The following is a 24,693-nucleotide window of genomic DNA, read 5'->3' as shown; positions in this document are numbered from 1 at the left end:
ACTGATCACTTGGCGCTGCTCAGGTCATAGACCGTCTGGCCACCGACCGTGGTGCTGGTGAAGTTCGCGGCGACCCACTTCTTGATCTCGCTCGAGGTCGAGGAGCCGCCGCCCATGCCGCCGCCGTTGCTGGACGCGATGTAGTAGCCGATCTCGCCGCGCTTTACGTAGGCCTCGAACTGGGCGAGGGTGGGTGCTGGGTCACTGGACCAGCCGCCGATCGCCATCACCGGGGTGTTCGTGTCAAGCTCCAACTGCGCTGCGGACTGGGATCCGTCCACCGCTGCGGCCCATGTCGTGTCCGTGGCCCTCAGCAGCTTCTCCAGCGCCGACGACGTCGACGCGCCCCCACCGCCCATCCCTCCGCCGGAGGGAGCACCATCGTCGGCGGTCGCGTCGGTCGAGGAGTCGGACGTGCCGCTCTGGGAGCCGCTGGCCGAGCCTCCCGGCGGGGTACCCACCTCACCGGAAGGCTTTTGCCCGGACGGCATCTCACCGGAAGTGCCGCTCGGCGGGGTGCCGCCGGGGCCCTGCTGCGCGCTGTCGCTGTCGCTGTCGCTGTCGCTAGTGCTGCTCGATCCGCCTGGGCCGGTGGAGCCGCCGGGCGTTCCGCCCATCCCTCCGCCCATGCCGCCGCTGGAGGACCCGGACGGGCCGACCGACGGGATGGAGCCGGAGTGCGCCACCGTCGTGGTTGCGAATGCGTATGCGGTGGTGCCGGTGAGCCCGAAGAGTGTGCCGGCGAGGACGCCGACGGTGACGAGCTTCCGGAGGGTGGGAACGCTGCCGATGACGATCGCGGCGGCGGAGAGAAGCCCCCCGAAGAGGATCACCCAGCGCAGCCAGGGCAGCCAGGATGCGTTCTCGTTGAGCAGGCACCACCCCCAGAACGACGTGATGCCGATCATCGCGGCGAGACCGAGCCTGCCGGTGACTCGCTCGCGGGCGCTCCAGAGCACCGCGCCACCGGTACCAACCAGGCCCGCGATCGCGGGTACGAGGGCCACCGTGTAGTACGGGTGGATCGTCCCGGACATGAACGAGAACACCAGGCCCGTAACGATCAGCCAACCGCCCCAGAGCGCCAATCCCGCGCGAGGGAGATCGCCCAGGTGCTGCCGCCCGATGACGATCACGCCGAGGATGAGCGCGAGGAGTGCGGCGGGTAGGAGCCAGGAGATCTCCAACCCCATTTCGGAGGAGAACAGTCGGTTCAGGCCGGTCGATCCGCCGAAGGACGAGCCTGCGGTGCCGCCGGTCATTCCCCCGCCTCCGCCTCCCCCGCCGTTGCCGGAGCCGCCGAAGATCCGGCCGAGCCCGTTGTAGCCGAACACCAGGTCGAGGACGGTGTTGTTCGTCGAACCGCCGATGTAGGGGCGAGCGGACGCGGGCCAGAGCCACACAGCGACGATCCACCAGCCGGCCGCGACGACGAGCGAGACCGCTGCGATGAGCAGGCCGACGATGCGCTTACCCCATGAGGTATGCGCGGCAACGAGGTAGACCAAGCCGAACGCCGGCAGGACGAGGAGCCCCTGCAGCATCTTCGTCAGGAACGCGAACCCGAGGGCAACGCCGGCAAGGGCGACCCACCGCCAGCTGCCGCGGGGCAGAGCACGAACGGTGCAGTACGCGCCAGCCGTCATCAGGAGCACCAGCAGCGCGTCCGGGTTGTCGAACCGGAACATCAGCGCAGCGGCTGGTGTGGCGGCGACGACGAAACCCGCAAGCAGCGCGCCGACGTTCGCAGTCGTGGTGCCGACGCGGCTCAGAGTGCGACGGACGGTTCCCCAGACGAGCGCGACCGACGCAACGGCCATGAGCGCCTGCGGAAGCAGCAGGCTGAACGAGGAGAACCCGAATAGCCGCGCCGAGAGCACCATCACCCAGAGCGAGGCCGGGGGCTTGTCGACGGTGATGAAATTCGATGAGTCGAGGGAGCCAAAGAAGAACGCCTCCCACGACTTCGTGCCGGCCTGCACGGCGGCTGCGTAGAAGGAGTTCGCGTACCCGGAGGAACTGAGGTCCCAGAGGTACACGACGGCGGTGACGACGAGGAGCAGCCAAAACGCCGGGCGAAGCCAGCGGGCGTCGGTCTGCTCGCCGAGGAAGAGCCGGGGGACGGCTCGGCGACGTGTCTGCGCTCCCGTGTGCGCTCTGTCGCGACGGTCGGTCACGGGAATCGGGTACGTGGTCATGGCAGAGACGCTCCCAAGCGCGCCCCCGACAAACCCCAGCGACGCCTATGCGGAATCTAAGACCCTCCAGTGCGTCACTTGGCACGGCCGGCGACACGGGGCCCTTAGATCCTGCAGAGGATCCGGCAATGCTCTGTGGACTGAAGCTCTGCATCGTGACGGGATGGCTCATACAACGACCGCCGGACGATCGCGCTCACCGCGCTCTGGACGAATCCCGTCAACTCGCAACATCCTCCGTTCCCTGGTGCGGGGCAGCGCAGATGCGGCTCGCTGGGAGCGCCCGGCGTTCCTCGGACTGCTGGTGGCGACCGCCGCCCTGTACCTGGTGAACCTCAGCGTCAGCGGATGGGCGAACTCCTTCTACTCGGCGGCTGTCCAAGCCGGCAGCCAGAGTTGGGAGGCATTCTTCTACGGCTCATCCGACGCTGCCAACGCGATCACCGTCGACAAGCCTCCAGCCTTCCTCTGGGTGATCGGCGTCTTCGTTCGCATCTTCGGGTTGAGTTCCTGGTCGATCCTCGTCCCCGAGGCACTCATGGGAGTAGCGACCGTGGTGATCCTGTACCGGATCGTCCGCCGCCGCTTCTCCGCCGGAGCCGCCCTCCTCGCCGGTGGTGCACTCGCGACCACCCCGGTCGCCGCGCTGATGTTCCGGTACAACAACCCCGACGCGCTCCTCGTGCTGTTGACGGTCGGCGCGATCGCCCTGACCCTCCGCGGGATCGAGACCGGCACGATGCGCTGGATCGTCTGGGCCGGGGTCCTGATCGGGTTCGGGTTCCTCACCAAGCAGCTGCAGGCGTTCCTCGTGCTCCCCCCGCTGGTCGGTGTGTACCTCTGGGCATCGCCACGTCCGGTCGTCCGTCGGATCGGGCACCTGTTCGCCGCCGCCGGCGCACTCGTGGTCTCGGCCGGGTGGTGGGTCGCGATCGTCGAACTCGTCCCCGCGTCAGCCCGTCCGTACATCGGCGGATCACAGACCAACGACTTCCTCGAGCTGACCTTCGGCTACAACGGTTTCGGGCGAGTCACCGGCGACGAGGCCGGCAGCGTCGTTCCCGGCAACAGCACCACCGGAGCCGGCTCGTGGGGTTCCACCGGCCTGACACGGTTGTTCGGTTCCGAGTTCGCGACCCAGATCACCTGGCTGCTCCCCACCGCCCTGATCCTGCTCGTCGTCGCGCTCGTCGCCGTCGGCGTCCGCCGGCGCACCGACCCCCGCGCAGCGACGGTCCTGGTCCTCGGACTGTCGCTGCTGACCACCGGCCTGGTCTTCAGCTTCATGGGCGGCATCTTCCACCCGTACTACACAGTCGCCCTTGCCCCCTACATCGCGGGGCTCGTCGGCATTGGAGCCAGCCTGCTGTGGCGGCGTCGAGCGCAGCTGCCATGGCGGATCGTCGCCGCTGCCACCATCGTCCTCACCGGTGGATGGTCGTTCCACCTGCTCCCGATGGCGTCGACGTGGCAGCCCTGGATCCGCTGGACCATGCTTGCGACGACAGTCCTCGCCGCGGCTCTCGTGCTGCTGCCGCGGCGAAACCGCCCCTTGAGTGTCGTGACCGTCAGCGCCGTCCTCGTCACCGCGTTGCTCGGCCCGACCGCCTTCTCCGTGCAGACCGTCACCGTCAGCCACACCGGCGCGCTGCCCTCCGCTGGCCCGTCCGTCAGCTCCGGCGGGCAGGGCGGACCCGGTGGGCAAGGTGCTCCGGGTGGGCAGGGCGGCCCTGGCGGGCAAGGCGGCTTCGGCGGCGGGCAGGCCGGCACGGGTGGCGGTGCGCCGGCGGGGCAGAACGGGCCCGGCGGTTCCGCTCCGGGAGCGCCGAACGCCTCCGGCGGCGGACAGTCTTCGACGGGTGAGAGCGCATCGACCGGTGGCGGGCCCGGTAACGGCGGCATGGGCGGCGGGAGCATCCTCGGCGGATCGACGACCGTGTCGGCGGCGCTGCAGGCGGCACTGTCGAAGGACGCGGACCAGTACACCTGGGTCGCGGCCACGGTCGGCTCGAACAGCGCCGCAACGTACCAACTCGCCACCGGGGAACCGGTGATGGCGATCGGTGGTTACAACGGCACCGACCCGTCCCCGACCCTGGTTCAGTTCCAGCAGGACGTCGCCGACGGGAAAATCCACTTCTTCATACCCGGCACCTCGAGCAGCTCGGACACCGCCGCCGCGAAGATCACCGCGTGGGTGACGTCGCACTACGCCACCACCACCATCGGCGGCACCGCCGTCTACGACCTCCGTGCGTCATCCTGACGGACACGGGGGAGCAGGGAGGTGCTGCGCGGCTGCAGTGTCGGCGTGCGATGCCGAGCGCGAAGGGGACGAACCTGTGGCCTCGAGGAGACCTGGCACCGGATGTGCCGCTTCGGTACGGAAACCGCACGGTCGGGTTCACCCACGAGCCAGGGGGTGGCAGACGACTCCCGATGGTGGGAGCAAGACGGGCCGCTCTCCGCACTGCGAGGATCGTCACCTCTGTGATGCCTGGAGCTTGCCGTTGCGGCCTGGATGACCGGGCTTCTGTCAGCCTGCGATGCTGGCGCCGGCGGGTCGGGGGATGTTCGTCCAGAGATCGACTTCGTCGTCCGCGTCGAGCCCGAGCGCGGCTGCTGTTTCGTCGGGTGTGGACGCGACGATGGTGACGGCGGTGTCGGAGTCGGGTTGCCCGGTCCGGATGACCACACGGGCTGAGTCGAGCGCTTCGAGACGGCGAGCTGCGTCGTCGAGGAGGGTGTCCAGGGCGTCCGACGGGACGCCGTCGAGTCCACCGTCATCAAGCACTTGCACGTATGCTCCGCGCCGTCGAAGTCCCGACACCACCCGACGGACAGCAGGGTTCAGCAGCCTCCGGCCACGGATCTCATCTCGGAGCGCTTGCTCGAGGATGCGGCACTCCGCGCGAGATCCGGAGTCGAGAATGCCCTGCTGGTGGACGATGTGGCGGAGCATCGGGGCGGCGGTGTTGTTCGCTCGCTGTAGCCGTTGTCGCCGTCCGAGGTGGAACGCGTCGAGGTCTGCTTGCCGGCTGGTCAGTTCGCGTTGCCTGGCGGCCGACACGTCCGCTGCTGCGCTGACACGGCGGACGGCGCGATGCATCATGAGCCCGGCGATGACGAGGACGATCTCCGCTGCGAGGCCCAGACGTATCGCTCCGGTGGGTCCGGCCCAGAGTGTGATCTGAGCGACCTGGAAGACGACGGCGACGATCGGGGGTGCGTGGTGTCCACTCATCCAGACCATGACGGCGCCGGCGAGGACACCGCAGGTGTACCAGTAGATCGACACGCAGTCGACGGCGGTGGGATCGAGCCCGATCGTGGCAGTGCAGCACAGGAGCACGCCCCCTGCTGCGATGGCCCACGCGGTTCGTTCGTGCATGGTCCCTGTCCTCGCACCACGCAGGAGCGCGGGGAGGATGAGCAGTCCGATGACGGCAGCGATGACGGGGCCGACGGCGCGGGAGAACAGCACGGTCTCCGAGACTGCAGTCAGGATGGCCACACTGATGAGGGCGGCGAGGACGCGGTACAGCTGTTGGCGGGGGATCAGTCCGATCCGGAGGACCGGGGTCCGTCGCGTCATCGGCTGCTCGGGGCCGGTTGGGTGCCACTCGAGGACGACGGTGGTGCCCCGACCCGGAGCTGACCGGATCTCAGCGGAAGCACCGGCCATGCGGACACGCTCGAGGATGGAGACGCGGACGCCGAGTCGTTCCTGGTCGACGGTGTCTATGTCGAAACCCGCACCGTCGTCGGTGATGACGATGCGGATGCCGCCGCGGTCCAGACGGACAGCCACGGCACTACGACGGGCGGAGGGCCCCCCGTGTTCGATGCTGTTGGTCAACGCCTGCAACGTCGCCGAGACGAGTGCGTTCGCGGTCTCGACCGGGAGCTCGGTGTCGGCGGCAGGAGTCAGATCGATGTCGGCGTTTCGACGCAAGCGGGCGAAGTCCTGCTCGACAGCAGCCAGCACGGCCCCGAGGGGCACCGACGAGGGTTGCATCACGGGATGCTGGTCAGCGTCGGAGATGACGTCGAGCGCGGACTGCGCCATGCTGGTCGCTCGTCCCGGAGCTTCGTGCCCTGCGGCGGCGAGGAGGGCTGCGAGCACGGAATCGTGCAGGAGCGCATCCGTCTGGACGCGTTCCGCTTCGATCGCCGTCTGTCGTCGCTGGTCCTCGAACAGGAGTTGCGCCGTGAGTTCCGACTGGTCCGCGCGATCTGCCCTGGTCCGCAGGACTCGAACGCCCGCGATGAGACCGGCAGCGAGGAGTCCGAGCCCGACGGCGTCGATGATGCTGTGACTGACGGGGATCCTGCCTGCGTACACAGCGGCGAGAGCGGCATCGAGGCCTGCACAGACCGCACCTGCCCGGATCGGGCTCGATGCCGCGACGGCCACGGCGCCGAAAGCGACGAGGCACAGTGACAGCAGCCACGGAGTCGATCCGGCGGGCAGTGGATCCCGGAGTTGGAACGGTTCCAGACCGAGGAGAGCGACGTACGCAACGACCGAGGTCCAGAGCCACCCTCGGGCTGGATCCTGCCGTCCCACGGTTGCCGACGGAACTGCGGCCACCAACACTGCGGCGGAGCACAAGGATGCCACGCCGTGGGGCCAGACCACCGGCACGTGGTCGGACGGGAATCCCGGCAACGCCAGCAGGACCAGCAGCAGAGCGACGACCGCGAGGGTGGTGATCATGCCCCGCTCGACGCCCGTCTTCATGCAGATCGCACCAGCGGGACGCTTCGGAGAGTGCGAGGGTGGCATCAGCGGCCCTCGTGACCGACGGTTCGCCTTCTCGCCGCTCGAACCACGCTCATGTTCTGACGGTACGTCTCACCTGACGTCCGACACGAGACCCCGAAGTGGGCACGGACACCAGGACGCCTCGCCACGACGCCCTCCGTTCGACACAACGGCCTAGGCCTGACGAGTTCGACGTCGACGCGCAGAGGCCTGACCGAGATGTGGCGAGCAGGCGGAGCCGCACCCAGACCGGATCATGGAGACGTCTCGCCCGCGGATGGCACCCGAGAGCAGGCGGGGCCGCCAGGCTCGTTACTCGATCTGGGCGGTGATCGTCGCGGTCCCGACGGGGAGGCCTGCCTTGACGGCGTCGATCTTGAAGGTGCTGTTGAGTAGCTTCGCGGCGTCGGCGGAGACGTGGACGGTGGTGCCGGTCAGGATCGCGTTGTCACCCTCGAGCTGGACGGCTACGAAACCATGACTGAGAGCAACGCCACACCCGCGGCTTCAGCACGCGAGTGCTGACTAGTGAATGATCACGAGCTTGCCTTGGACACGGTTAGTTTCACCAAGTCGATGGGCGGCAGCGAGTTCAGCGAGCGGGAAGGTTTGCTGCACCTCGACGGTGAGGGCTCCAAGGTCAACCAGACCGGTGAGGGCAAGAAGGCCGGCGTAGTCCGGTTCGACAAGAATCTCGGGTGTGACCTCGATCCCCTGTTGACCGGCTGCTTCGAGGAGCCCATCGGTGCCGCCGGGTGCCACCCGGACGAGCGTACCGCCGGGCTTGAGGACGTTGATCGAGCGACGAGCAATGTCGTTTTGGGGGAATCCGCCCACTAGGTCCACGACCACGTCGAGGTTCTGGACTTCGTCCTCGAACAACTGGGTGTGGTGGTCAATGAGTTCGTCGGCTCCCAGGGAGCGCAGCCACTCGTGTCTTGCTGCGCTTGCGGTGCCGATGACGTACGCACCGAAGTGCTTCGCGATTTGGACGGCAAGGTGGCCCACTCCGCCGCCGGCCGCGTGGATGAGCACGCGCTGCCCCGGCTCGATGGTGATCATGTCAGTGAGAGCCTGCCAAGCAGTCAGCCCTGCGAGCGGGAGTGCGGCAGCTTCCACGTGGTTCATCGACGCAGGCTTCCGGACGAAGTGCCGCGACGGTGCACAGACGAAGTCGCTATCCGCGCCAGCGGGACGTGGGAAAAGCGGCAAGCCGAGTACTTCATCGCCTGGGGTGAAGAGATGCACACCTGGGCCTACTTGCTCGACAACGCCGGACACGTCCCAGCCCAGCACGTGGAAACCATCCCCTTGCGCGGCGGCGGCTGGCGTTGGCGCACCCGCCCGAGTGCGCCAGTCGACGGGGTTCAGTCCAGATGCGGTAACTCGCACGAGGATTTCGGTGGGAAGAGGTGTAGGTCGGGGGACAGTTCCAGGGCGGAGAACGTCCGGGCCACCTGGTGAGTCGTAGCCCATTGCGTTCATCAGTGGGGTATCGGCGACAGGCCGCATTTCGTTCGCGTCTTTCTGGTGGGGATCGGTAGTGGGTGCGTCTTCGTGACTTGAGTCACATACGTTTCGGATCGAACTCAGAAGGTGGGCCTGGCTGCCAACTGCAGTGCTCCGGCGAGCTCAGCACGGCACCCGTGTTGAGCTGCAACGATGCTGAGTCCCTGCGCGGTGGCGGGTTGCGCGAACTGGTCGAGTCCGAGTTTGATGCCAGTGAGGAGCGCCTGGTTTGCAGTTCCGAGTTTCCCGCCGACGACGAGCAGGCTTGGGTTGATCAGGTTGCACAATGTGGAGAGGGCTTGTCCGACTGTTCGGCCTGCGTCGCTGAAGATGCGTTCGGTGACCTCGTCGTCGAACGGTAGGTCGTCGATGTCGGGGATCTCAACGCCTTCGTGGCTGTGGGCGAGTTGCGCGAGAACGCTGTCGACGGAGATGACGGCTTCGAGGCAGCCGCGGCTACCGCAGCGGCAAAGTTCGTTGTTGTTCTCGAGTCGGTTGTGCCCGATCTCGCCGGCGAGTCCGGCCGAGCCTTTGTAGACCCGGCCGTCGAGAATCATCGCCGCGCCGATACCGTCGGAGAGCTTGACGTAGAGGACGTCGTCGTGCCCGGAGGCAGCACCGACTCGGTACTCGCCGATGGCGCCGAGGACGGCGTCGTTCTCGACGATGACGGATTGACCGAGTCGCTGCTCGAGCTCGGCGGCTGGGTCCAGTCCGACCCAGCCGGACAAGATTGTCGGTGATCGGACCACCCCTCGTTGCGAGTCGATGGGTCCGGGCACGCCCGCGACGATGGCGTCGAGCGTTTCGACGCCGTTCTTCTGGCACAGCGTCATCAGGATCGAGCAGGCGGTGTCCATCGCACCTTGCGCGTTCAGGTCGACGTTCTGCAGGGTGTTCTCGCTGGCGATCTCGTTCCCGAGAGCATCCGCCAGCGCCACGTAGATGTGTTTGTGCCCGAAATCGATGCCGGCGATCCATCCAGCTGCTGGCGCGGGGAAGAGCCGCACCGCAGGGCGGCCGCTGCCGGAACCTCTGCCCTGGCCATCGGACTGCTTCTCGATGACCCGACCTTCACGCAGCAACCGCTGGACGAGGTAAGCGACGCCGCTCCGCGACATGGACGAAGCGGCTGCGAGCTCCGACCGGGACACTCCTTCGGGAGCTAGGCGGATTCGGTCGTAGACATCCTCCAGCGCGCGGTCGCGCGGGGACACGGTTTTGACGGCAGCCACACGATGATCCTAGCGATGCCGCATCGGACTGACTGTTTTTAAGTGGTCGCAGTCAAAAACATTGCTTGAGTCGGCGCTGTTTTTCGCGTTGACGAGCAGAAAGAGTGCGGTTACGTTGAGCTAGCTCCACCGCCTATGAGTCGCCTTCGAAGACGAATCGCGCCGGCGGTGGGCAGTGACGACCTCGCATCGAAGCTGACGCAAGGTCGACACGATCTCATCCTGAAGTGTTGTCAGAGAGGACAACCGTGTATCACTCAATGAACCAGGGTCGAGGTGGCAAGCGGGTATCGAGGACCGCTTTGGCCGCATGCGCGGGAGGTGTCGGCCTCGCCATCGTGCTGGGCACGACGACCGGCCCGTCCGCGATCGCCGCCACGCCAGCCGACCTACCCGCGAGCAGCTTCGGTGTCTCGCCGGCAACGGCTCAGGACGCCCCCTACACCAAGACCGTCTCCTATCTCCTGTCCCAGATGACGCCAGCGGAAGAGGTTGCCGTCATCGCCCAAGGCACTGACCCGGACAACCACGGAGAAGCCGGATACCTCGCCGGTGTTCCCCGTCTCGGGGTCCCCGCCGTCCGGCATGCTGACGCACTCGGCATCAACGTCTTCGCAGACGGTACGGCCTTCCCGACGCGACTCGGCCTGGCATCATCGTTCGACCGTGACGCTTACAACCTGCTCGGTGAAGAAGTAGGCAAACAGGGCAAAGCGCTTGGCGTTGATCTCGTCTATGGTCCTCAGGTCGACATGGCCCGATACCCGTCATGGTCCAGGAACCTGACGACCAACGGCGAGGACGCCTACGTATCGTCCCAGTTCTCTGCGGCCGAGATCAACGGCATCCAGAGCACCGGGCTGCTGTCCCAGGTGAAGCACGTCTCCTTCTACAACGGACAGAACCAGGCGACGCCGTCGCTCATCAGCTCGCAGGCCGCGCACGAGGTCTACCTCGCACCGGCGCAGTCCGCGATCGAAGAAGGCGGCGTCAGCTCGTTGATGTGCTCCTATGCGATCTTCCAGATCGTCGGCGAGCAGAACGCTCCGCAGTACGCCTGCTCGAACTCGAACCTCTTGAACAACATCGTCAAGAATCAGTTCAACCTCAAGGGCTTCATCACCTCCGACTACAACGCCAGCAAGGCGACGTCGGACATCCTCGCCGGCATGGACAACGAGTTCGCAACGACCAACCTCTCCGCGCCGAAGCTCGTCCCGCTCATCGACTTGACCTCATCGTCGTTCGATCCGGCATACGCAAGCGCCACTGCCAACGCGGTCGCCCGCATGCTCTACGAATACGAACGGTTCGGCCTGCTCGACAACAGCAAGATCCCCGATTCGGTGGAATCGGACGTCGAGCAGCACGGTGACGTCTCCTCGACGTACAACGGCACCACCGTAGACAAGGCCAGCGGTGACAAGGTGGCGCTCGCACTCGCTGAGGAGAGCGGCGTACTTCTGAAGAACGAGGACGACGCGCTTCCGCTGTCGACGAGCAAGTCCGTCGCAGTCGTCGGCCCCGCCTCGACCCTGCTCCCGGCAAGCCCCGGCGGTGAACGCTCCCGCGGCTTCGGCGACCAGGTGAACTACACGCCACTGAAGGCCATCAAGGCGCAGGTCGGCTCCGAGAACGTCACGTCCGCACCCGGCGTCGACTGGATCGGTGACACCGTCCCCACCGCGAACCTGCAGACGACCAACGATGGCTCAGCCGTGCCGGGTCTGACCCGCACGAACACCGATGGCTCCACCACGGTCGACACCACCATCGACGGCAAGCAGACCACCCTCGCCAAGGGTGGCCAGTACACCTGGAGCGGCTACCTCAACGTGACCACTGCCGACACGTACCGGCTGCTGCTGCAGCGTCCCTACGGAGTCGACACGGGTAACGCATCGGCATACAACGGTGGCGTACAACAGGAACCCGGACGCAACGGCCCGCCCGAGCCACTCAGCCTGAGCGTCGATGGCGCAGCCCAGACGATCGTGAACCCCGGCGGCAACATCCTGCAGAACGCCTTCCCCGACGGTCAGCGCGCCTCTAACGGGCAGTACCTAGGCAAGCAAAACCTCGGCGTAAGCCTCGACCTGTCGGTCGGACTGCACAAGGTCAGCTTCACCTACAAGCCCACCGCGACCACGGCGACCACTCCAACCATCCGGTTTGCGTGGGCGCCGCTGGCGCAGAACACTGCCAAGGCCGTCCAGGCTGCGAAGACGAGTGACGAAACGGTGATCTTCGTCGACGACTCCACCCCGGGAACCACTGAGGGTGCCGGCCCGAACTCGTCCACCACCGCGTCACTGCGCAACCTCAACGCGACCCAGGTGAACCTCATCAACGCCGTCAGCGCCGCGGCACACGCCGCCGGCAACAAAGCCGTCGTCGTGCTGAACTCCGGCACCGCCGTCGCGATGCCCTGGGTAGACAACGTCGATGCGGTGCTCGAGATGTGGTACCCGGGTGAAAAGGGAGGGCAAGCAACCTCCAACTTGCTGTACGGCGTGGTGAACCCGTCAGGCAAGCTTCCGATGACGTTCCCGAAGGACGACGACTCCACCCCGTTCTCCGGCAACCTCGAGCGCACCACGGGTACGCAGACCGGATCGGAGACCAGACCGTCGATCAAGTGGACCGACGGCGTCAACGTTGGTTACCGCTGGTACACCGACCCTGAGGCCAACCCGAATGGCTACAAGCCGCGGTTCCCCTTCGGGTACGGACTCTCATACACGTCGTTCAAGTACTCCGATCTGAGCGTCAAGAACGCGAAGGACGGCGGACTCGACGTCACCTTCTCCGTCACAAACACCGGCGAGAAGGACGGCGCGGACGCACCCCAGGTGTACCTCGGCGCTTCTCCCGACCTGGCAACGCCGACGTTCGACGCGAACGGCATCGTGACCGCTGGCTTCCAACAGTCCACGCAGAAGCTGGTGCAGTTCGATCGCGTCGAGCTCGCCGCTGGCAAGTCAGCGACGAAGACGCTGCATGTGGACCTGCAGCAGGTTTCCGCCTGGGACACCGTTGGACAAAAGTGGGTCATCGGTTCGGGTAAGCGGACTATCAGCCTCGGCGCGTCGTCCGAGAACCTGGTCGCCTCGGTCACCCGCGAAGTCCCCGCAACCGTCGTCGCTCCGTCTGTCACGACGAACCCAGTCGCGAAGAAGACGGTGAACGAAGGCGCAACGGTGACGCTCTCCGCAGCCGCCACCGGGTCGCCGGCACCGACTGTTCAGTGGCAGGTCAGCACGGACAAGGGCACGACATGGAACGACGTCGTCGGTGCCACCTCCGCGACCTACACGTTCAAGTCGAAGCTCTCCGACAACAGTTCGCAGTACCGCGCCGTCTTCACCAACGACCTCGGTTCCGTCCCAACGACGGCCACGGTCCTCACGGTGAAGGGTGTGGCGCTGACGGCGCCGGGTCATGTCAAGGCGACCCCCTGCGTGCGAGTCGGATCGACGACGACCTTCGTGAAGTCCAAGGTCACCCTGTCCTGGTCAGCGTCGACACCGGCAACATCGGTGAAGGCCTACCAGGTTCGAGACGGCGGAAAGGTCGTCAAGACCGTCGCGTCGTCCGTGCTGTCGACGCCGCTCACGCTCGCAGCAGGGAAGCACTCCATCTCAGTTGTCGCTGTCGCGACAAGCGCGTCCGTCCCAGGTGGCAATAAAGCCTCGGCAGCCCTCGCCGTGACCGTCGACAAGACGGCACCCGTCGCTTCCGCGACGCGTCCCGCACATCCGGAACGTGCATCATCATGGGCGCACGTGAGCGGCACCGTAAAGGACACCGGCTCCGGCGTCGCCGGGGTGACGGTGAAGGTCACGGAGAAACGCGGCTCGAGCTACTACTACTTCACGGGCAGCAAGTTCGTGAAGGCGAAGAGTTCAACTTCGGCACTGGCGAACGCCACAGCGGTGGCCACGTCCGTGAAGTCCGGCAAGTGGTCGGTCGCAGTTCCAGGCGTGCGCGCCGGGACGCTGGCAGTTCACCTGTCTGCGATCGACAAGCTCGGCAACACCGGCTCGTCAAAGGGGGTGACCGTAACAGTCAAGTAGCACCACACACCAAGGGAAGGGGGGGGAGAGGGGCGGTCCTAGTGACCGCCCCTCTTCTTGTGCGCTCCGACATATGAGCAGCAGCACTGCCGTAGATATCTCGCGTCTCGGGAGGTCCTAATCAGTGAATCGAAGCCTTAGAGCGAAGCGTCCGTTGACCGGTGCGCATTAGACCTTTGCGAGACCTCTATACAAACTTGTCTAACGCGCAGAGGTCGAGTTAGCGCCGCTCCTTCCACCCGCTCGCTCAGGCTGCGCTCGGCCCTGTGAGGTCGGCTGTGTGCACGACGATGCCGAGGGCGGGGAACACCGACCGGAACCGGGCGGCGTGGGCGTCGGGGTTCGGGTCGTTGGTGGCGTCCTCGACGAGGACGACGGCGTAGCCCAGGTCGTACGCGGCCCGAGCCGTTGACTCGACGCCGAAGGTCGTCGCCTGGCCGACCACGACCACCTCGGTGACGCCGTCGGCGCGGAGCCGCTCGTCGAGGCCGGTGCCGGCGAAGGCGCTCCACCCGCCGCGGGTGAGGTTGCCGTCGTCGTCGGCCCGTTCGAGCAGCAGGGAGCCGTAGGCGACCGGGGCCGGGCGGGGGCCGCCGCCGTACTGGGTCGCGCCTGCCGGGGTCGTGGCGGGGTCGTGGCGGATGAACACCACCTTGCCGCCGCCGCCACGGGTGGCGCGGGCTAGGGTCTCGACGTTGGCCACGACGGTCTCGACGGGGTGGGTGCGTTGGTACGGCGCGGTCCCGGCCTGCAGGTCGACGACGAGCAGGGCGGTGTGTTCGGTGCGGGTGCGGATCACCGGTCCAGTGTGCTCGATCGCCGGGCGCGGCGCATACTGCGTCTGCGGTATCTCGGTCGGTCCGCCCGGAGTAGTCCGGCACTGCTGAGCCCGGCGAGGCTCGGAGCATGGCCAGTACCGGAGTCCCTCGGACCGATACCCACGCATCCGTCCTCGTCGTCGGCGCCTCGGCTGCCGGCGTCGCGACGGCCGAGGCGCTCCGCCGCCACGGGCATGTCGGCCGGCTGACACTGCTCGACGGCGAAACCGAGGACCCGTACGACCGGCCACCGCTGTCGAAGCAGTACCTGGCCGGGCAGATGGGCGCCGACGCCCTGGTGCTCCGCTCGACCGAGCAGCTCGCGGGCCTCGACGCCGAGTTCGTGCTCGGGGACCGTGCGGTCGCCCTCGACGTCGCGACCCGGACCGTGACCACGACGAGCGGCACCACCCGGGCCGCCGACCACGTCGTCATCGCCACCGGTGTCACCCCGCGTGCGATCCCGGGGGCTGGGCTCGACGGCGTGCACGTCCTCCGCACCCGGGCCGACGCGGACCGGCTCCGAGCGGGACTGCAGACGCTGCAGGGGCCGCTGCTGGTCCTCGGGAACGGCGTGCTCGGCAGCGAAGTGGCACAGACCGCCGCGTCCCTCGGCGTGGACGTCACGCTCGCGGGCAGTATCCGTGCGCCGATGTCCGGGCAGCTCGGCGGGTTTGGCTCGCAGTTCCTCGCGGCACAGCACGAGGCGGCCGGCATCCGGTTGCTCGGCGGGGTCCGCGCCACGCGGGTGCGCGGCCGGAACGGTCGCGCGGACACGGTGGAGTTCGTCGACGGCCCGAGCCGTCCGGCCGACGCCGTCCTCGTCGCCGTGGGGTCCCGCCCGACGACCGGGTGGCTCGAGGTGTCCGGCCTGGAGGTCACGGACGGCGTCGACTGCGACGCGTTCGGAGCCGCTGCACCCGGCGTCTGGGCCGTGGGCGACGTCGCCCGCTTCCACCACGCCGGCGCGGGGTGCCCGATGCGGCTCGAGAACCGCACGAACGCGACCGAGATGGCGCAGGTCGTCGCCGGAAACGTCCTCGGGCGCCGCGTGCCGTACACGCCGGTGCCGTACTTTTGGACGGACCAGCACGGCACCCGCGTGCAGGTCTTCGGGCAGATGACCCCGACCGACCGGGTCACCGTCGTCGACGGGCACCCCGAGGACGGCCGGTTCGTCGCCGTGGCCGAACGCGCCGGCGAGGCGGTCGGGGTGCTCGGGTGGGGCATGCCGAAGCAGGCGCGGATCGCCAGCATGCGCCTGCGTCCCCGGTACGCGCCGGTAGCGGCACCTGCCGCGTCTACGGTGTTTGCCGCCGAGAGCCCGGCACCGGTCGGCTGACCGGTGCCGTCCGCTCCGGTCGCCTGACCGGGGCCGTCACACAAACACAGAGGAGCAGACCATGACCGACCCACCGATCACCGCCGACCGACCGGACACGTTCCCGATGGACCGGCGGACCGCCGGGTGTCCCTTCGACCCGCCGCCGGCGGCCCGCGTGCTGCAGGAGGACGGCCCCATCCACCGCGTGACGCTGGCCGACGGCCGCGAGCCGTGGCTCGTCACCCGCTACGACGAGGGCAAGCAGGTGCTGTCGAGCCTGTCCGTCAGCGCAGACGCGGCCAACCCGGGGTACCCCTCCGCCAGCGCCTCGGGAGGTGGCGGCGGGCTGTCCTTCATCCTGATGGACGACCCGGACCACGCCCGGCTGCGGCGGATGGTGACCGCGCCGTTCGCGATCAAACGCATCGAGGCGCTCCGCCCCGTGGTGCAGCGGATCACGGACGACCTGATCGACCAGCTGCTCGCCGGTCCGAACCCGGTCGACCTGGTCGAGGCGTTCGCGCTCCCGCTGCCGTCCCTGGTGATCTGCGCCCTGCTCGGCGTGCCGTACGAGGACCACGACCGGTTCCAGGCGCACTCGAAGACCATCATCCGCCGCACCACGACCGACGACGAACGGCAGCAGGCGTTCCGCGAGCTCGGTGCGTACCTGACGTCGCTGCTCCACCGCAAGACGGCGGAACCCGGCGACGACCTGCTCACGGACATCGCCGCCGGGGTCACCGCCGGCGACATGACCGAGGGCGAGGCCGTGCAGATGGGGATCCTGCTGCTCATCGCCGGGCACGAGACGACCGCGAACATGATCGCCCTCGGCACGCTCGCCCTGCTCGAGCACCCGGTCGAGCGCGACCGCCTGCTCGACGACCCCGAACCGGCGCTGGTCGCCTCGGCGGTGGAGGAACTCCTGCGCTACCTCACCATCACGCACGACGGACGTAAGCGTGTGGCGACCGAGGACCTCGACGTCGCCGGCACCAGGGTCCGCGCCGGTGACGGGGTGATCGTCGCGACGGACCTGGCGAACCGGGACCCGGACGTCTACCCGGAGCCGGACCGGCTCGACCTGACCCGCAACCCGCGGAACCACGTGGCGTTCGGGTTCGGCGTGCACCAGTGCCTGGGCCAGCCGCTCGCCCGGGTCGAACTGCAGGTCGTGTACCCGACGCTGTTCCGTCGGATCCCCACCCTCGCTCGCGCGATCCCGCTCGACGAGGTCCCGTTCAAGCACGACGGCGCCGTCTACGGGGTGTACGAGCTCCCTGTCACGTGGTGCCCCGTCGACCGCCACACCACCACGAGCGCGAGCTTGACCACCGGAGGGAACGAGTCATGAAGGTCATCCTCGAACAGGACAAGTGCGTCGCCAGCGGCCAGTGCGTCATGGCCGCGATGGACGTGTTCGACCAACGGGACGAGGACGGCATCGCCGTCCTGCTGACCGACGAGGTCGCCGACGACCAGGTCGAAGCGGTGCGCCATGCCGCGGCGGTCTGCCCGGCCCTGGCGATCCATCTGGTGGCATGACCCGGCGGCTCCCGGCACACACGACGGCCCGGTGGGGGATCCCACCGGGCCGTCGTGTGTGCGCTGTGAGCGGGGCTCCGCCGCCGTCACGACCCGGCGGCCGGGTGCGTGCACGCGTCGATCGCGGCGTACTCCCGGCTGAGTGCGGCCTGGTTCCGCTCGGTGCGCCACGACCGGATGCCGGGCGCAGCGGCCACGGCGGCGATCCACACGCCGGCACCGACGAGGACCGGCACGAGCGTCGGATCTCCGCTGAGGGCGAGCAGACCGCCGAGCGCGACCGCCAGCACGGCTACCGCGGAACCGGCGATGGCGACGACACCGGCGAGCCGTGCGGGCTGCTGCTCGAGGGCGGCGATCCGGGCCAGCGCGCGCTCGGCACGACGCTCGAGGATCGGTCGTGCCGGGTCTGGCCGGGTGCGCAGACGCTGGAGCAGCAGGGACGTCGTGCCGAGCCGTCCGCCCTGCACGGTCACCGTCCAGCCGAACTGCTCCAGGGTGTGCCGGTGGAGCGGCACGAACGCGGTCGGTGCGTACAGCACCCGGGTCTCGAGGTGGCGGGGGACCGGCGCGTTCAGGACAGCGCCGGCTCGGTCGATGGTGTTCGTCATCGGGCTCGGGCCGCGCTCAGGCGGTCCGGCGGCGACTGGCTGCCTCGCACGCGCCGTAGACGACGTCGAACTGGCGGTCGACGGCCGGACGGATCCGCTTGGTGCGCGCCGCGCGGACGAGCTGGAAGGCTACCGGAGCGATCGCCCAGTTGACTAGGCCGCCGGCTCCGACGAGGAAGACCGTGACCGGGTCGAGCCCGCCGAGTAGGTCGGGGACGGCCACGGTGTCCTGCATGGCGAACACCGAAGCGGCCAGCAGGACGCTGCCGATCGCACCGAGGGCATACGCGACCACCGACGCCGCGGTCGTGCGGGAGCGTTCGAGTGTGTCGATCGTGGCCAGGGCGATCACGGCGTTCTGCTGGAGTTCGTTCAGTTCGACGGAGCGGACGGCACGGTCGCGGCGGAGGCCGAGGATGCGCCGGCGGGTCGGTCCGCCCGTCCGGTCCGAGCCGTCGGGCGTCCAGCCGAAGTTGCGGTAGGTGTCCGCGTACAGGGCGTTCTTGCCCCGTGGGACCTCGACCGTGCAGTAGTCGTAGGACGTGGGGGCGGTGTTCGTCGTGGCCAGTGTCATGGCGGTTCCTCCGGTCGGTGCCGGATCGTTCCGGCCTGGTGTCGATCGTCCCGGGGACGGGCCGCGGGCAGATCCGCGATCGGTGGTACCCCCGACTACTGCGTTCGCAGTAGCCGGGCCGCTGACGCGCACGACAGGATGAGTGCATGCGGCGACTGCGGGCGATCTGGGATTCGTGGCGTCCGGACGACCGCTGGGTGTTCCGCGGCACGGCTGCCGTCGTCCTGCTCGCGTGCGCGATCGAGACGGGCCGGGTGGTGACGTCGGGCGCAGGCCCCGGACCGGCAGTCGCGGTCGCGGCCACCGTACTCGCCGCCGTCATGGCGCCCTGGACCCCGTGGGCGGCACTCGCGCTGGCAGCGGTCGCACCCGTCCTCGGCGGGCTGTCCGGCTGGCAACCGATCGTGGCGTGGAGCTGCGCCGTCCTGCTGCTGTTCGCGGTCTCGTCACGCGAGGGCCATCCGGTCCGCGGAGCGGGCATCGTCGCACCCGGGGTCGTAATCGGAACACTTCTCGCACCCGGGGCCGGCGGAGCAGTACCCACCGCGCTCGGCGCCCTCATCTCCGTCGTTGCCGGCGTCGCGATCGGCTCGGGGCTCCGCGTGCAGCACCAGTACCGCGCTTCATTGGAGCAACGCGCAGCCGACGCGATCGCGACCCGCGAACTCGAGGCCGAACGCCGCGTGGCCGAGGAACGCGTCCGGATCGCGCGGGACCTGCACGACGTCATCGGGCACGAGATCGCGGTGGTCAGCATGCAGCTCGGGGTCGCCGAGGTCACCCTGCCCGCCGGGGCCGACGAGGCCCGGCGTGCGCTGGACGCCGCCCGGGACGGCGTGCGGAACGTCCTGACGGAGACGCAGCACGTCCTGACGGTGCTCCGCTCGGCGTCGAGCAGCGGCGCCGACCTCGACGACCCGACGGCTCCGGCCCCCGGCATCGAGCAGCTCCGCGGACTCATCGCGTCGTACGAACGGATCGGCCTCGACGTCGATGCCCGACTGGACGAAATCGGCCCGGTCTCCGTGCCGATCGGTGTGACGGTCTACCGCGTGTTGCAGGAGTCGCTCACCAACGCCCACCGGCACGGCGAGGGCCGGACGACCGTCACCCTCGCCCGCGCCGGTGACGACCTGGTGCTCGAGGTCCGCAACCCCCGCCGGCGGGCCCCGGCGGACGACCTCGGCACGGGCAGGACCGGTGGGCTCGGTCTGGTCGGCATGCGCGAACGCGTCGCCGCCGCCGGAGGGACCGTCCAGGCCGCGGCGGACGGCGTGCTGTTCGTCGTCCGCGTCCACCTGCCCACCGCGAACGGAGCACGATGACCACACGAGTGATCCTGGTCGACGACCAGGACATGATCCGACTGGGGCTCCGTGCGATCCTCGACCGCCAGGACGGCATCGAGGTCGTCGGCGAGGCCGGGGACGGGCTCGCCGCGGTGCAGACGGCGTTGTCGGTCCCGGCGGACGTCATCATTATGGACATCAGGATGCCGGGCATCGACGGGGTGGAGGCGACCCGACGGATCCGCGCGGAACGCACCGCTCAGCGGGTGCGCATCGTCATGCTGACGACCTTCGACCAGGACGAACTCGTCTTCGCGGCGCTGCGTGCCGGGGCGAACGGGTTCCTCAGCAAGGCCGCGGGACCCGCAGAACTCGTCGCGGCGATCGAGGAGGTGGCAGCGGGCGGAGGGGCGCTGTCCGCGGCGGCCGCAGCGGCGCTCATCGGACAAGTCGCCCGCACGCCGGCGTCCTCCGTCGACCCGGAGATGACCCGGCGCTTCGAGGCCCTCACCGCTCGCGAGCGCGACGTCGTGGTGATGGTCAGCCGAGGTCAGGGCATCGACGCCATCAGCGCCGAGCTATTCCTCTCACCGCTTACGGTCAAGACCCACGTGAACCGGGCCATGGCGAAGGTCGATGCCCGCGACCGGGCCCAGCTCGTGGCGTTCGCGTTCCAGGCCGGCCTGGTCGACTGAGGTCGGCACCGGCCGAGGCGCCGGCGCATCCGGGAACCGTCGCAGTGCCATCGCGAGCCCGATCACCGCAGCCACGCCGCCGAGGAACATCCCGCTCGCACCCGCGGACGCAGCAGTGTCCTCTGCGCTGCCCGCGAACGAGAGCAGTGCCGACTGGGTCAGCACGAGCAGGACCACCGCGGCGGCGATGTTCACGAGCTTCGTCGCCTCGACGAGCGGTTCCCCGTCCTTGCGCGCGGTCACCGCACCCCAGACCCCGATGCCCAGCTCCGCGAACGTCGCCGCCGCGATGACGATCGCCACCCACTGGTCGTAGTGCACGGGGTGCGCCCGCCCGACGAGCATCGGCGCGCTGCACCCGACGAACACGACCGACATCGCGGTCATCGCACCCCCGATCCGCCGGTGGCCGGCCTGCCGGAACCGCATCCGATCGCCGTTCGCCGCATCGAACTCGAACGACAGCCGGTGCCGACGGACGGCCCAGACCTTCGCGGCCGCGACCCCGAGCGTGAAGACCACGGTCGCGGCGAGGAACAACGAGGGGGCCGCGCAGAACAGGACGACCTTCCACCCCGCCATCACGAGGCTGCTCGGCACCGACAGCACGGCGAGCACGAGCCCGCGCCGCGGCCGGTCCCGCCACACCGTGACGGCGTACTGCACGGTGACCTTTCTGGTCACCGGCATCAGTCGAACGTGACGACAACCTTGTCGGCCGCCCCGGGGGTCGCCGCAACCCGGAGGGCCTCGAGCACGTCGCTCGCCGGGAAGACGTCGCTGACGATCTGCGCGTACGCCTCGGGGTTCGCGATGATGTGCTTGGTGACGTCAAAGATCTCGGTCGGGTACCCCATGGCGGTCACGATCGTCGGCTCGACGGCCAGCAGGTCACCGAAGTCGACCTCCACGGGCCGCTTGTGCACGGCCACGATGCCGATCGTCGCGCGGTGCTTCGCCAGGCGCAACGCCGTCTGCACGGTGGCGGGGACCCCGGCGGCGTCGAGCCAGACGTCGGTGCCGGACTTGCCGCCGTGCCCGACGCCGTCGCGCGCTCCGCCGTGCAGGGCGATCAACCGCTCGTCGAGCGGCTCGTCCGCCGAGTTCACGACGGCATCGGCTCCGACGAGCAGGGCCTTCTCGAGTCGCGAGGGGATCACGTCGACGACGACCACGTGCCCGACGCCGAGCGCCTTGTAGCTGATCACAGCGCCCAGCCCGATCGGGCCGGCACCGAACACGACGATTGTGTCGCCCGGCTGTGGCGCAGTCCGATTCACGGCGTGCAGGGAGACCGCCATCGGTTCGTTGAGCGCGGCCACCTGCCAGGGCAGGTCCTTTGGGACGATCGCGACGCTGGTGCCGAGCACGGCTTGCTCGACGAGCAGGAACTCGGACAGCCCGCCGGTGGGGCCGCCGTTACCGATGATCCCGCGTGGGTCGCCCATCGGGTTCACCACCACGTGGTCGCCGACGGCGATGCCCTCGACCGCGTCGCCGACGACGGCCACCTCGCCGGCGACCTCGTGTCCGAGGGGCGTGTGCCCCTCGCGCGGCGGGATGCCGCCGCGTGCAGCGTAGAAGGCGTCGGAACCGCAGACCCCGCACGCCTTGACGGCGATCAGGACGTCGGCGGGGCCGACCTCGGGGACGGGCTCGTCGCGGATCTCGACGGATCCTGGGCTGGTGACGACGACGGTGCGCATGGTTCTCCTCTGGTCGGAGCACGGGTGGCTCGGGACGCAACCATTTGACCGCGACGGCGACCCGCCGGCGTACTGCGATCGTGGTACCACGACGTGGTCGGACGGACGGCGCGCGATCTCTGATGAATTCGAACTAGGAAGAGACCTGGAGCACTTTCCTGCCTACCGCATGATTCAACGAATGTCACTGCGATCGAAAGGCTGGCGACAACCTTGGTCGCCATGAACGCAACCCCTACCGCAGTAATCAAATCTCGCGCGAGGATGAGTGCAGAAATCCCGTCCGGGCCTCGTTCGCTCGACCATGACCGTCCCGGTCTCGGTCCCGAATGTGTGGATAGTTGCGCAAGCGGGTGTCAACCTGATATTGAACAAGGCGACCGTCATCGCACTGTGGCGACGTGCTCACTGTTTGGGAGAAGCCGTGCAAGCGGCTCGCTGCTCCGAAAAACTCGATAGACGGCATAGCCGATCGCCACACCCAGGACGTTCGCGATGACGTCGTTCACGTCGGCCAGGCGTCCACCAGAGAGCAAGCGCACATCCGCGTACTGCAACACCTCGATGCTCACGCTGACGACGAGGCCAACGAGAAGCACTGCGCGAAGGGTCCGCCGCTTCGTCAGTGCCGGAACGAGGAACCCGAGCGGCGCGGTGAGCAGGACGTTCTCGGCGAAACCTATGGGATCGATTGTGACAATCGGCTCCCAGTTGATCGAGTTCCACCAGGTGGAGGAACCCGTGAGCTCGTCGATCTTCACCTGGAACGGGAAGAACGTAAGCGCGACCAGGGCCGTGAGGTAGGCGATCACGAGCACACGCCACATCGCGAGACCCAGCGGTGCACCACGCCGCCATGACACCATTACGGTGACCAATGTTACGACTGCAGCCACTGGGAGAAGCGACAACGTTGGGAGGATGAAAAAGACGTCAGGCACGGGTGCGGTCCTTCGAGAAGTTGAGAGCAGGAAAACCGGGCCCTTCAAACATTATGAACCGCGACCACATTCGACATCCTCGCCAAGGACCACTCACATCGGTCCCGAGGATGAAGCTCGTTCGTCCAGACACACCCTCCTCGCGCAGTACCGCCCGCGGCGCGGAGTGGGGACCCGGCGACGATGTGTCAGTGGGCGAGGCAAGTTGAAGGGCCGACCGCAGCAGGGCCTCCGCCATCGGAATGGCGCCTGGGCAGGACTCCCCGGCTAGTGCTGCCATGAGATGATCGTCTGGTCAGGCAGCGCAGCTCAGGCACCCCACTGTCCGTCACCGCTCCAAGGATCTTCATGCCCGCAGCATCGTCACCGTTCCCGGGCGCTCTGTGATCTCCCACACCGGAATCTTCCTTTCGGAGACGCTCGGTACCGGGATCATGATCTTCCTCGGTCTCAGTACATCGATGCAGGGATGGTTCCGGCGCCAGGGTGCGGCCGCAGGTGCTGCCGGCTGGGCTCTCGCGGTCTTCACCGGCGCGAGCGTCGCCGATGCCAGCGGTGCACATCTGAATCCAGCGATTACGCTCGCGCAAGCTCTGGCGGGGCGGGTGGATTGGGTCGATGTGCCCGCCTACCTGGCCGGCGAGGGCACGGGCACACTCGTTGGCGCGGTCCTGGCCGCGTTTGTTTTCCATCACGACGTCCTCGGGGAGCGGAACAACGATCACCTCGTCGGGCTGTTCGCGACCTTGCCCCTCCGGCCAGGTCACGTCCGAAACGTCACGACAGAAGCGCTCGCTTCCGGAGTCCTGGTGGCGTTTGTGCTCTGCTCACCGTCCGCATCCGTCCATGACGGGGTGTATCACTTCGGCAACGAGGGCCTCGGGTACGCCGCTGTCGCCATGGTCATCTTCGTCCTCACCATCGGTGCGGGCGGTCCAACGTCTGCGGCTATGAACCCTTTTCGGGACCTCGGACCCCGCGTTGTCTACACGATCATTTACCGCGGCAGTGGGATGCCGTCAGCCCGCTGGGACTACGCCTGGGTTCCCATCGCTGGACCCCTGATCGGGTCCGGCCTCGGCGTCATGGCGAGCCTCCTGCTCTCAGCAGATGGGTGAGGTTCGAACCGTCCTGACACGGCGGGTCCACGCCCCTCTTCAACTCAAAATTGGCCAAAGCATCGGACGCTCGAGCACGGCGGCGGTCAGGCGCTGGCCGTCACTACCTCTGGCCCGACTGTTGTCCTGGGCGATAAGACGGGCTTTCCGTCTCAAGGGCATCAGGCATCAGGCATCAGTCGGACGAGCTGCGCTTCCACTTGCGGGAGCGATGTCAGCGACCGTGTCTGTCCAGGGCGTCGCGGTTTGCAAGTCCAGCCGCGCCTGGTCGAGGCGTACCTCT

19 protein-coding genes and 1 pseudogene are annotated in these 24,693 nt (G+C 68.1%); 9 read left to right on the top strand and 11 right to left on the bottom strand.

The features are described 5' to 3' along the window. Positions 1-5: 5 nt before the first annotated feature. Positions 6-1,982 carry a glycosyltransferase family 39 protein gene (locus ITJ68_RS16395; protein WP_323743353.1) on the bottom strand — a complete coding sequence of 659 codons (1,977 nt, stop codon included), beginning with the start codon at positions 1,980-1,982 and terminating at the stop codon, positions 6-8. 463 nt (positions 1,983-2,445) lie between these two features. On the opposite strand from ITJ68_RS16395, the gene ITJ68_RS19395 reads away from it, so the two are divergent. Beyond that, positions 2,446-4,464, top strand: coding sequence for an ArnT family glycosyltransferase (locus ITJ68_RS19395; RefSeq protein WP_323743352.1), 2,019 nt, complete (start codon positions 2,446-2,448; stop codon positions 4,462-4,464). A 270-nt stretch (positions 4,465-4,734) separates the two neighbouring features. Here the strand turns inward: ITJ68_RS19395 and ITJ68_RS16385 are convergent, their stop codons facing one another. Next, on the bottom strand, positions 4,735-6,057 hold the full coding sequence (locus ITJ68_RS16385; protein WP_323743351.1) for an ATP-binding protein: 1,323 nt from the start codon (positions 6,055-6,057) through the stop codon (positions 4,735-4,737). On the opposite strand from ITJ68_RS16385, the gene ITJ68_RS16380 reads away from it, so the two are divergent. Further along, entirely contained in the window at positions 6,037-6,642 is a 606-nt protein-coding gene (locus tag ITJ68_RS16380; protein ID WP_194662831.1) for a hypothetical protein, read from the top strand. The two genes, ITJ68_RS16385 and ITJ68_RS16380, sit on opposite strands and share 21 nt — an antisense overlap. Before the next feature lie 849 nt (positions 6,643-7,491). Here ITJ68_RS16380 and ITJ68_RS19205 read toward each other — a convergent pair. The 3 genes and pseudogenes from ITJ68_RS19205 to ITJ68_RS16370 all read right to left on the bottom strand — a co-directional run bounded on the left by ITJ68_RS19205 (position 7,492) and on the right by ITJ68_RS16370 (position 9,710). After that, positions 7,492-8,028 carry an NADP-dependent oxidoreductase gene (locus tag ITJ68_RS19205; protein ID WP_228505943.1) on the bottom strand — a complete coding sequence of 179 codons (537 nt, stop codon included), beginning with the start codon at positions 8,026-8,028 and terminating at the stop codon, positions 7,492-7,494. A 165-nt stretch (positions 8,029-8,193) separates the two neighbouring features. Next, a pseudogene (locus tag ITJ68_RS19200) lies at positions 8,194-8,442 on the bottom strand (alcohol dehydrogenase catalytic domain-containing protein); the annotation flags it as partial. A gap of 113 nt (positions 8,443-8,555) precedes the next feature. Next, positions 8,556-9,710 carry an ROK family protein gene (locus ITJ68_RS16370; protein ID WP_268095458.1) on the bottom strand — a complete coding sequence of 385 codons (1,155 nt, stop codon included), beginning with the start codon at positions 9,708-9,710 and terminating at the stop codon, positions 8,556-8,558. 260 nt (positions 9,711-9,970) lie between these two features. On the opposite strand from ITJ68_RS16370, the gene ITJ68_RS16365 reads away from it, so the two are divergent. Then, positions 9,971-13,786 carry a glycoside hydrolase family 3 C-terminal domain-containing protein gene (locus ITJ68_RS16365; protein WP_194662828.1) on the top strand — a complete coding sequence of 1,272 codons (3,816 nt, stop codon included), beginning with the start codon at positions 9,971-9,973 and terminating at the stop codon, positions 13,784-13,786. Between the two features lie 247 nt (positions 13,787-14,033). Here ITJ68_RS16365 and ITJ68_RS16360 read toward each other — a convergent pair whose 3' ends face one another. After that, positions 14,034-14,585, bottom strand: a complete 552-nt coding sequence (locus ITJ68_RS16360; RefSeq protein WP_268095460.1) for a cysteine hydrolase — start codon at positions 14,583-14,585, stop codon at positions 14,034-14,036. Positions 14,586-14,692: 107 nt separating this feature from the next. Between ITJ68_RS16360 and ITJ68_RS16355 the strand changes: the two genes are divergently transcribed. From ITJ68_RS16355 to ITJ68_RS16345, 3 genes are all read left to right on the top strand, one after another. After that, positions 14,693-15,946, top strand: a complete 1,254-nt coding sequence (locus ITJ68_RS16355; protein ID WP_194662824.1) for an NAD(P)/FAD-dependent oxidoreductase — start codon at positions 14,693-14,695, stop codon at positions 15,944-15,946. Between the two features lie 61 nt (positions 15,947-16,007). Beyond that, positions 16,008-17,285 (top strand): cytochrome P450, encoded by a 1,278-nt coding sequence (locus ITJ68_RS16350; protein WP_194662822.1) that lies wholly within the window; start codon positions 16,008-16,010, stop codon positions 17,283-17,285. Next, positions 17,282-17,476 carry a ferredoxin gene (locus tag ITJ68_RS16345; protein ID WP_194662820.1) on the top strand — a complete coding sequence of 65 codons (195 nt, stop codon included), beginning with the start codon at positions 17,282-17,284 and terminating at the stop codon, positions 17,474-17,476. The genes ITJ68_RS16350 and ITJ68_RS16345 overlap by 4 nt, the downstream gene beginning before the upstream one ends. A gap of 86 nt (positions 17,477-17,562) precedes the next feature. Here the strand turns inward: ITJ68_RS16345 and ITJ68_RS16340 are convergent, their stop codons facing one another. Together ITJ68_RS16340 and ITJ68_RS16335 are read right to left on the bottom strand one after the other, a co-directional pair. Then, positions 17,563-18,087: a hypothetical protein gene (locus tag ITJ68_RS16340; protein ID WP_194662818.1), complete on the bottom strand. Its 525-nt coding sequence runs from the start codon at positions 18,085-18,087 to the stop codon at positions 17,563-17,565. A gap of 16 nt (positions 18,088-18,103) precedes the next feature. Then, positions 18,104-18,661, bottom strand: a complete 558-nt coding sequence (locus tag ITJ68_RS16335; protein WP_194662816.1) for a hypothetical protein — start codon at positions 18,659-18,661, stop codon at positions 18,104-18,106. Between the two features lie 146 nt (positions 18,662-18,807). Here ITJ68_RS16335 and ITJ68_RS16330 point away from each other — a divergent pair, with 146 nt between their 5' ends. Both ITJ68_RS16330 and ITJ68_RS16325 read left to right on the top strand, forming a co-directional pair. Then, positions 18,808-19,986, top strand: a complete 1,179-nt coding sequence (locus tag ITJ68_RS16330; protein WP_194662814.1) for a sensor histidine kinase — start codon at positions 18,808-18,810, stop codon at positions 19,984-19,986. Beyond that, positions 19,983-20,645, top strand: coding sequence for a response regulator transcription factor (locus tag ITJ68_RS16325; protein ID WP_194662812.1), 663 nt, complete (start codon positions 19,983-19,985; stop codon positions 20,643-20,645). The genes ITJ68_RS16330 and ITJ68_RS16325 overlap by 4 nt, the downstream gene beginning before the upstream one ends. Here ITJ68_RS16325 and ITJ68_RS16320 read toward each other — a convergent pair. The 3 genes from ITJ68_RS16320 to ITJ68_RS16310 all read right to left on the bottom strand — a co-directional run bounded on the left by ITJ68_RS16320 (position 20,538) and on the right by ITJ68_RS16310 (position 23,292). Next, positions 20,538-21,329, bottom strand: coding sequence for a hypothetical protein (locus ITJ68_RS16320; protein ID WP_194662810.1), 792 nt, complete (start codon positions 21,327-21,329; stop codon positions 20,538-20,540). The genes ITJ68_RS16325 and ITJ68_RS16320 overlap by 108 nt on opposite strands. A 5-nt stretch (positions 21,330-21,334) precedes the next feature. Then, positions 21,335-22,351 (bottom strand): zinc-dependent alcohol dehydrogenase, encoded by a 1,017-nt coding sequence (locus ITJ68_RS16315; RefSeq protein WP_194662808.1) that lies wholly within the window; start codon positions 22,349-22,351, stop codon positions 21,335-21,337. A 383-nt stretch (positions 22,352-22,734) separates the two neighbouring features. Beyond that, complete coding sequence (locus ITJ68_RS16310) at positions 22,735-23,292, bottom strand: VanZ family protein (RefSeq protein WP_194662806.1); 558 nt, start codon at positions 23,290-23,292, stop codon at positions 22,735-22,737. Positions 23,293-23,675: 383 nt separating this feature from the next. Here ITJ68_RS16310 and ITJ68_RS16305 point away from each other — a divergent pair, with 383 nt between their 5' ends. Then, positions 23,676-24,410 carry an MIP/aquaporin family protein gene (locus tag ITJ68_RS16305; protein WP_194662805.1) on the top strand — a complete coding sequence of 245 codons (735 nt, stop codon included), beginning with the start codon at positions 23,676-23,678 and terminating at the stop codon, positions 24,408-24,410. Positions 24,411-24,693 lie beyond the last annotated feature (283 nt).

It is taken from the genome of Curtobacterium sp. VKM Ac-1395 (assembly GCF_015350975.1).
In the GTDB taxonomy this organism is placed as follows: domain Bacteria; phylum Actinomycetota; class Actinomycetes; order Actinomycetales; family Microbacteriaceae; genus Curtobacterium.
The sequence above is the reverse complement of the archived record's forward strand: the minus strand, read 5'-3'. Positions and strand labels throughout refer to the sequence as shown.

What these genes read in the sequence shown, in the direction of transcription:
- ITJ68_RS16365 (WP_194662828.1), top strand. Translation starts at nt 9,971, where the DNA reads ATGAACCAGGGTCGAGGTGGCAAGCGGGTATCGAGGACCGCTTTGGCC.
- ITJ68_RS16355 (WP_194662824.1), top strand. Translation starts at nt 14,693, where the DNA reads ATGGCCAGTACCGGAGTCCCTCGGACCGATACCCACGCATCCGTCCTC.
- ITJ68_RS16330 (WP_194662814.1), top strand. Translation starts at nt 18,808, where the DNA reads ATGCGGCGACTGCGGGCGATCTGGGATTCGTGGCGTCCGGACGACCGC.
- ITJ68_RS16335 (WP_194662816.1), bottom strand. Translation starts at nt 18,661, where the DNA reads ATGACACTGGCCACGACGAACACCGCCCCCACGTCCTACGACTACTGC.
- ITJ68_RS16315 (WP_194662808.1), bottom strand. Translation starts at nt 22,351, where the DNA reads ATGCGCACCGTCGTCGTCACCAGCCCAGGATCCGTCGAGATCCGCGAC.
- ITJ68_RS16345 (WP_194662820.1), top strand. Translation starts at nt 17,282, where the DNA reads ATGAAGGTCATCCTCGAACAGGACAAGTGCGTCGCCAGCGGCCAGTGC.
- ITJ68_RS19205 (WP_228505943.1), bottom strand. Translation starts at nt 8,028, where the DNA reads ATGATCACCATCGAGCCGGGGCAGCGCGTGCTCATCCACGCGGCCGGC.
- ITJ68_RS16350 (WP_194662822.1), top strand. Translation starts at nt 16,008, where the DNA reads ATGACCGACCCACCGATCACCGCCGACCGACCGGACACGTTCCCGATG.
- ITJ68_RS16325 (WP_194662812.1), top strand. Translation starts at nt 19,983, where the DNA reads ATGACCACACGAGTGATCCTGGTCGACGACCAGGACATGATCCGACTG.
- ITJ68_RS16340 (WP_194662818.1), bottom strand. Translation starts at nt 18,087, where the DNA reads ATGACGAACACCATCGACCGAGCCGGCGCTGTCCTGAACGCGCCGGTC.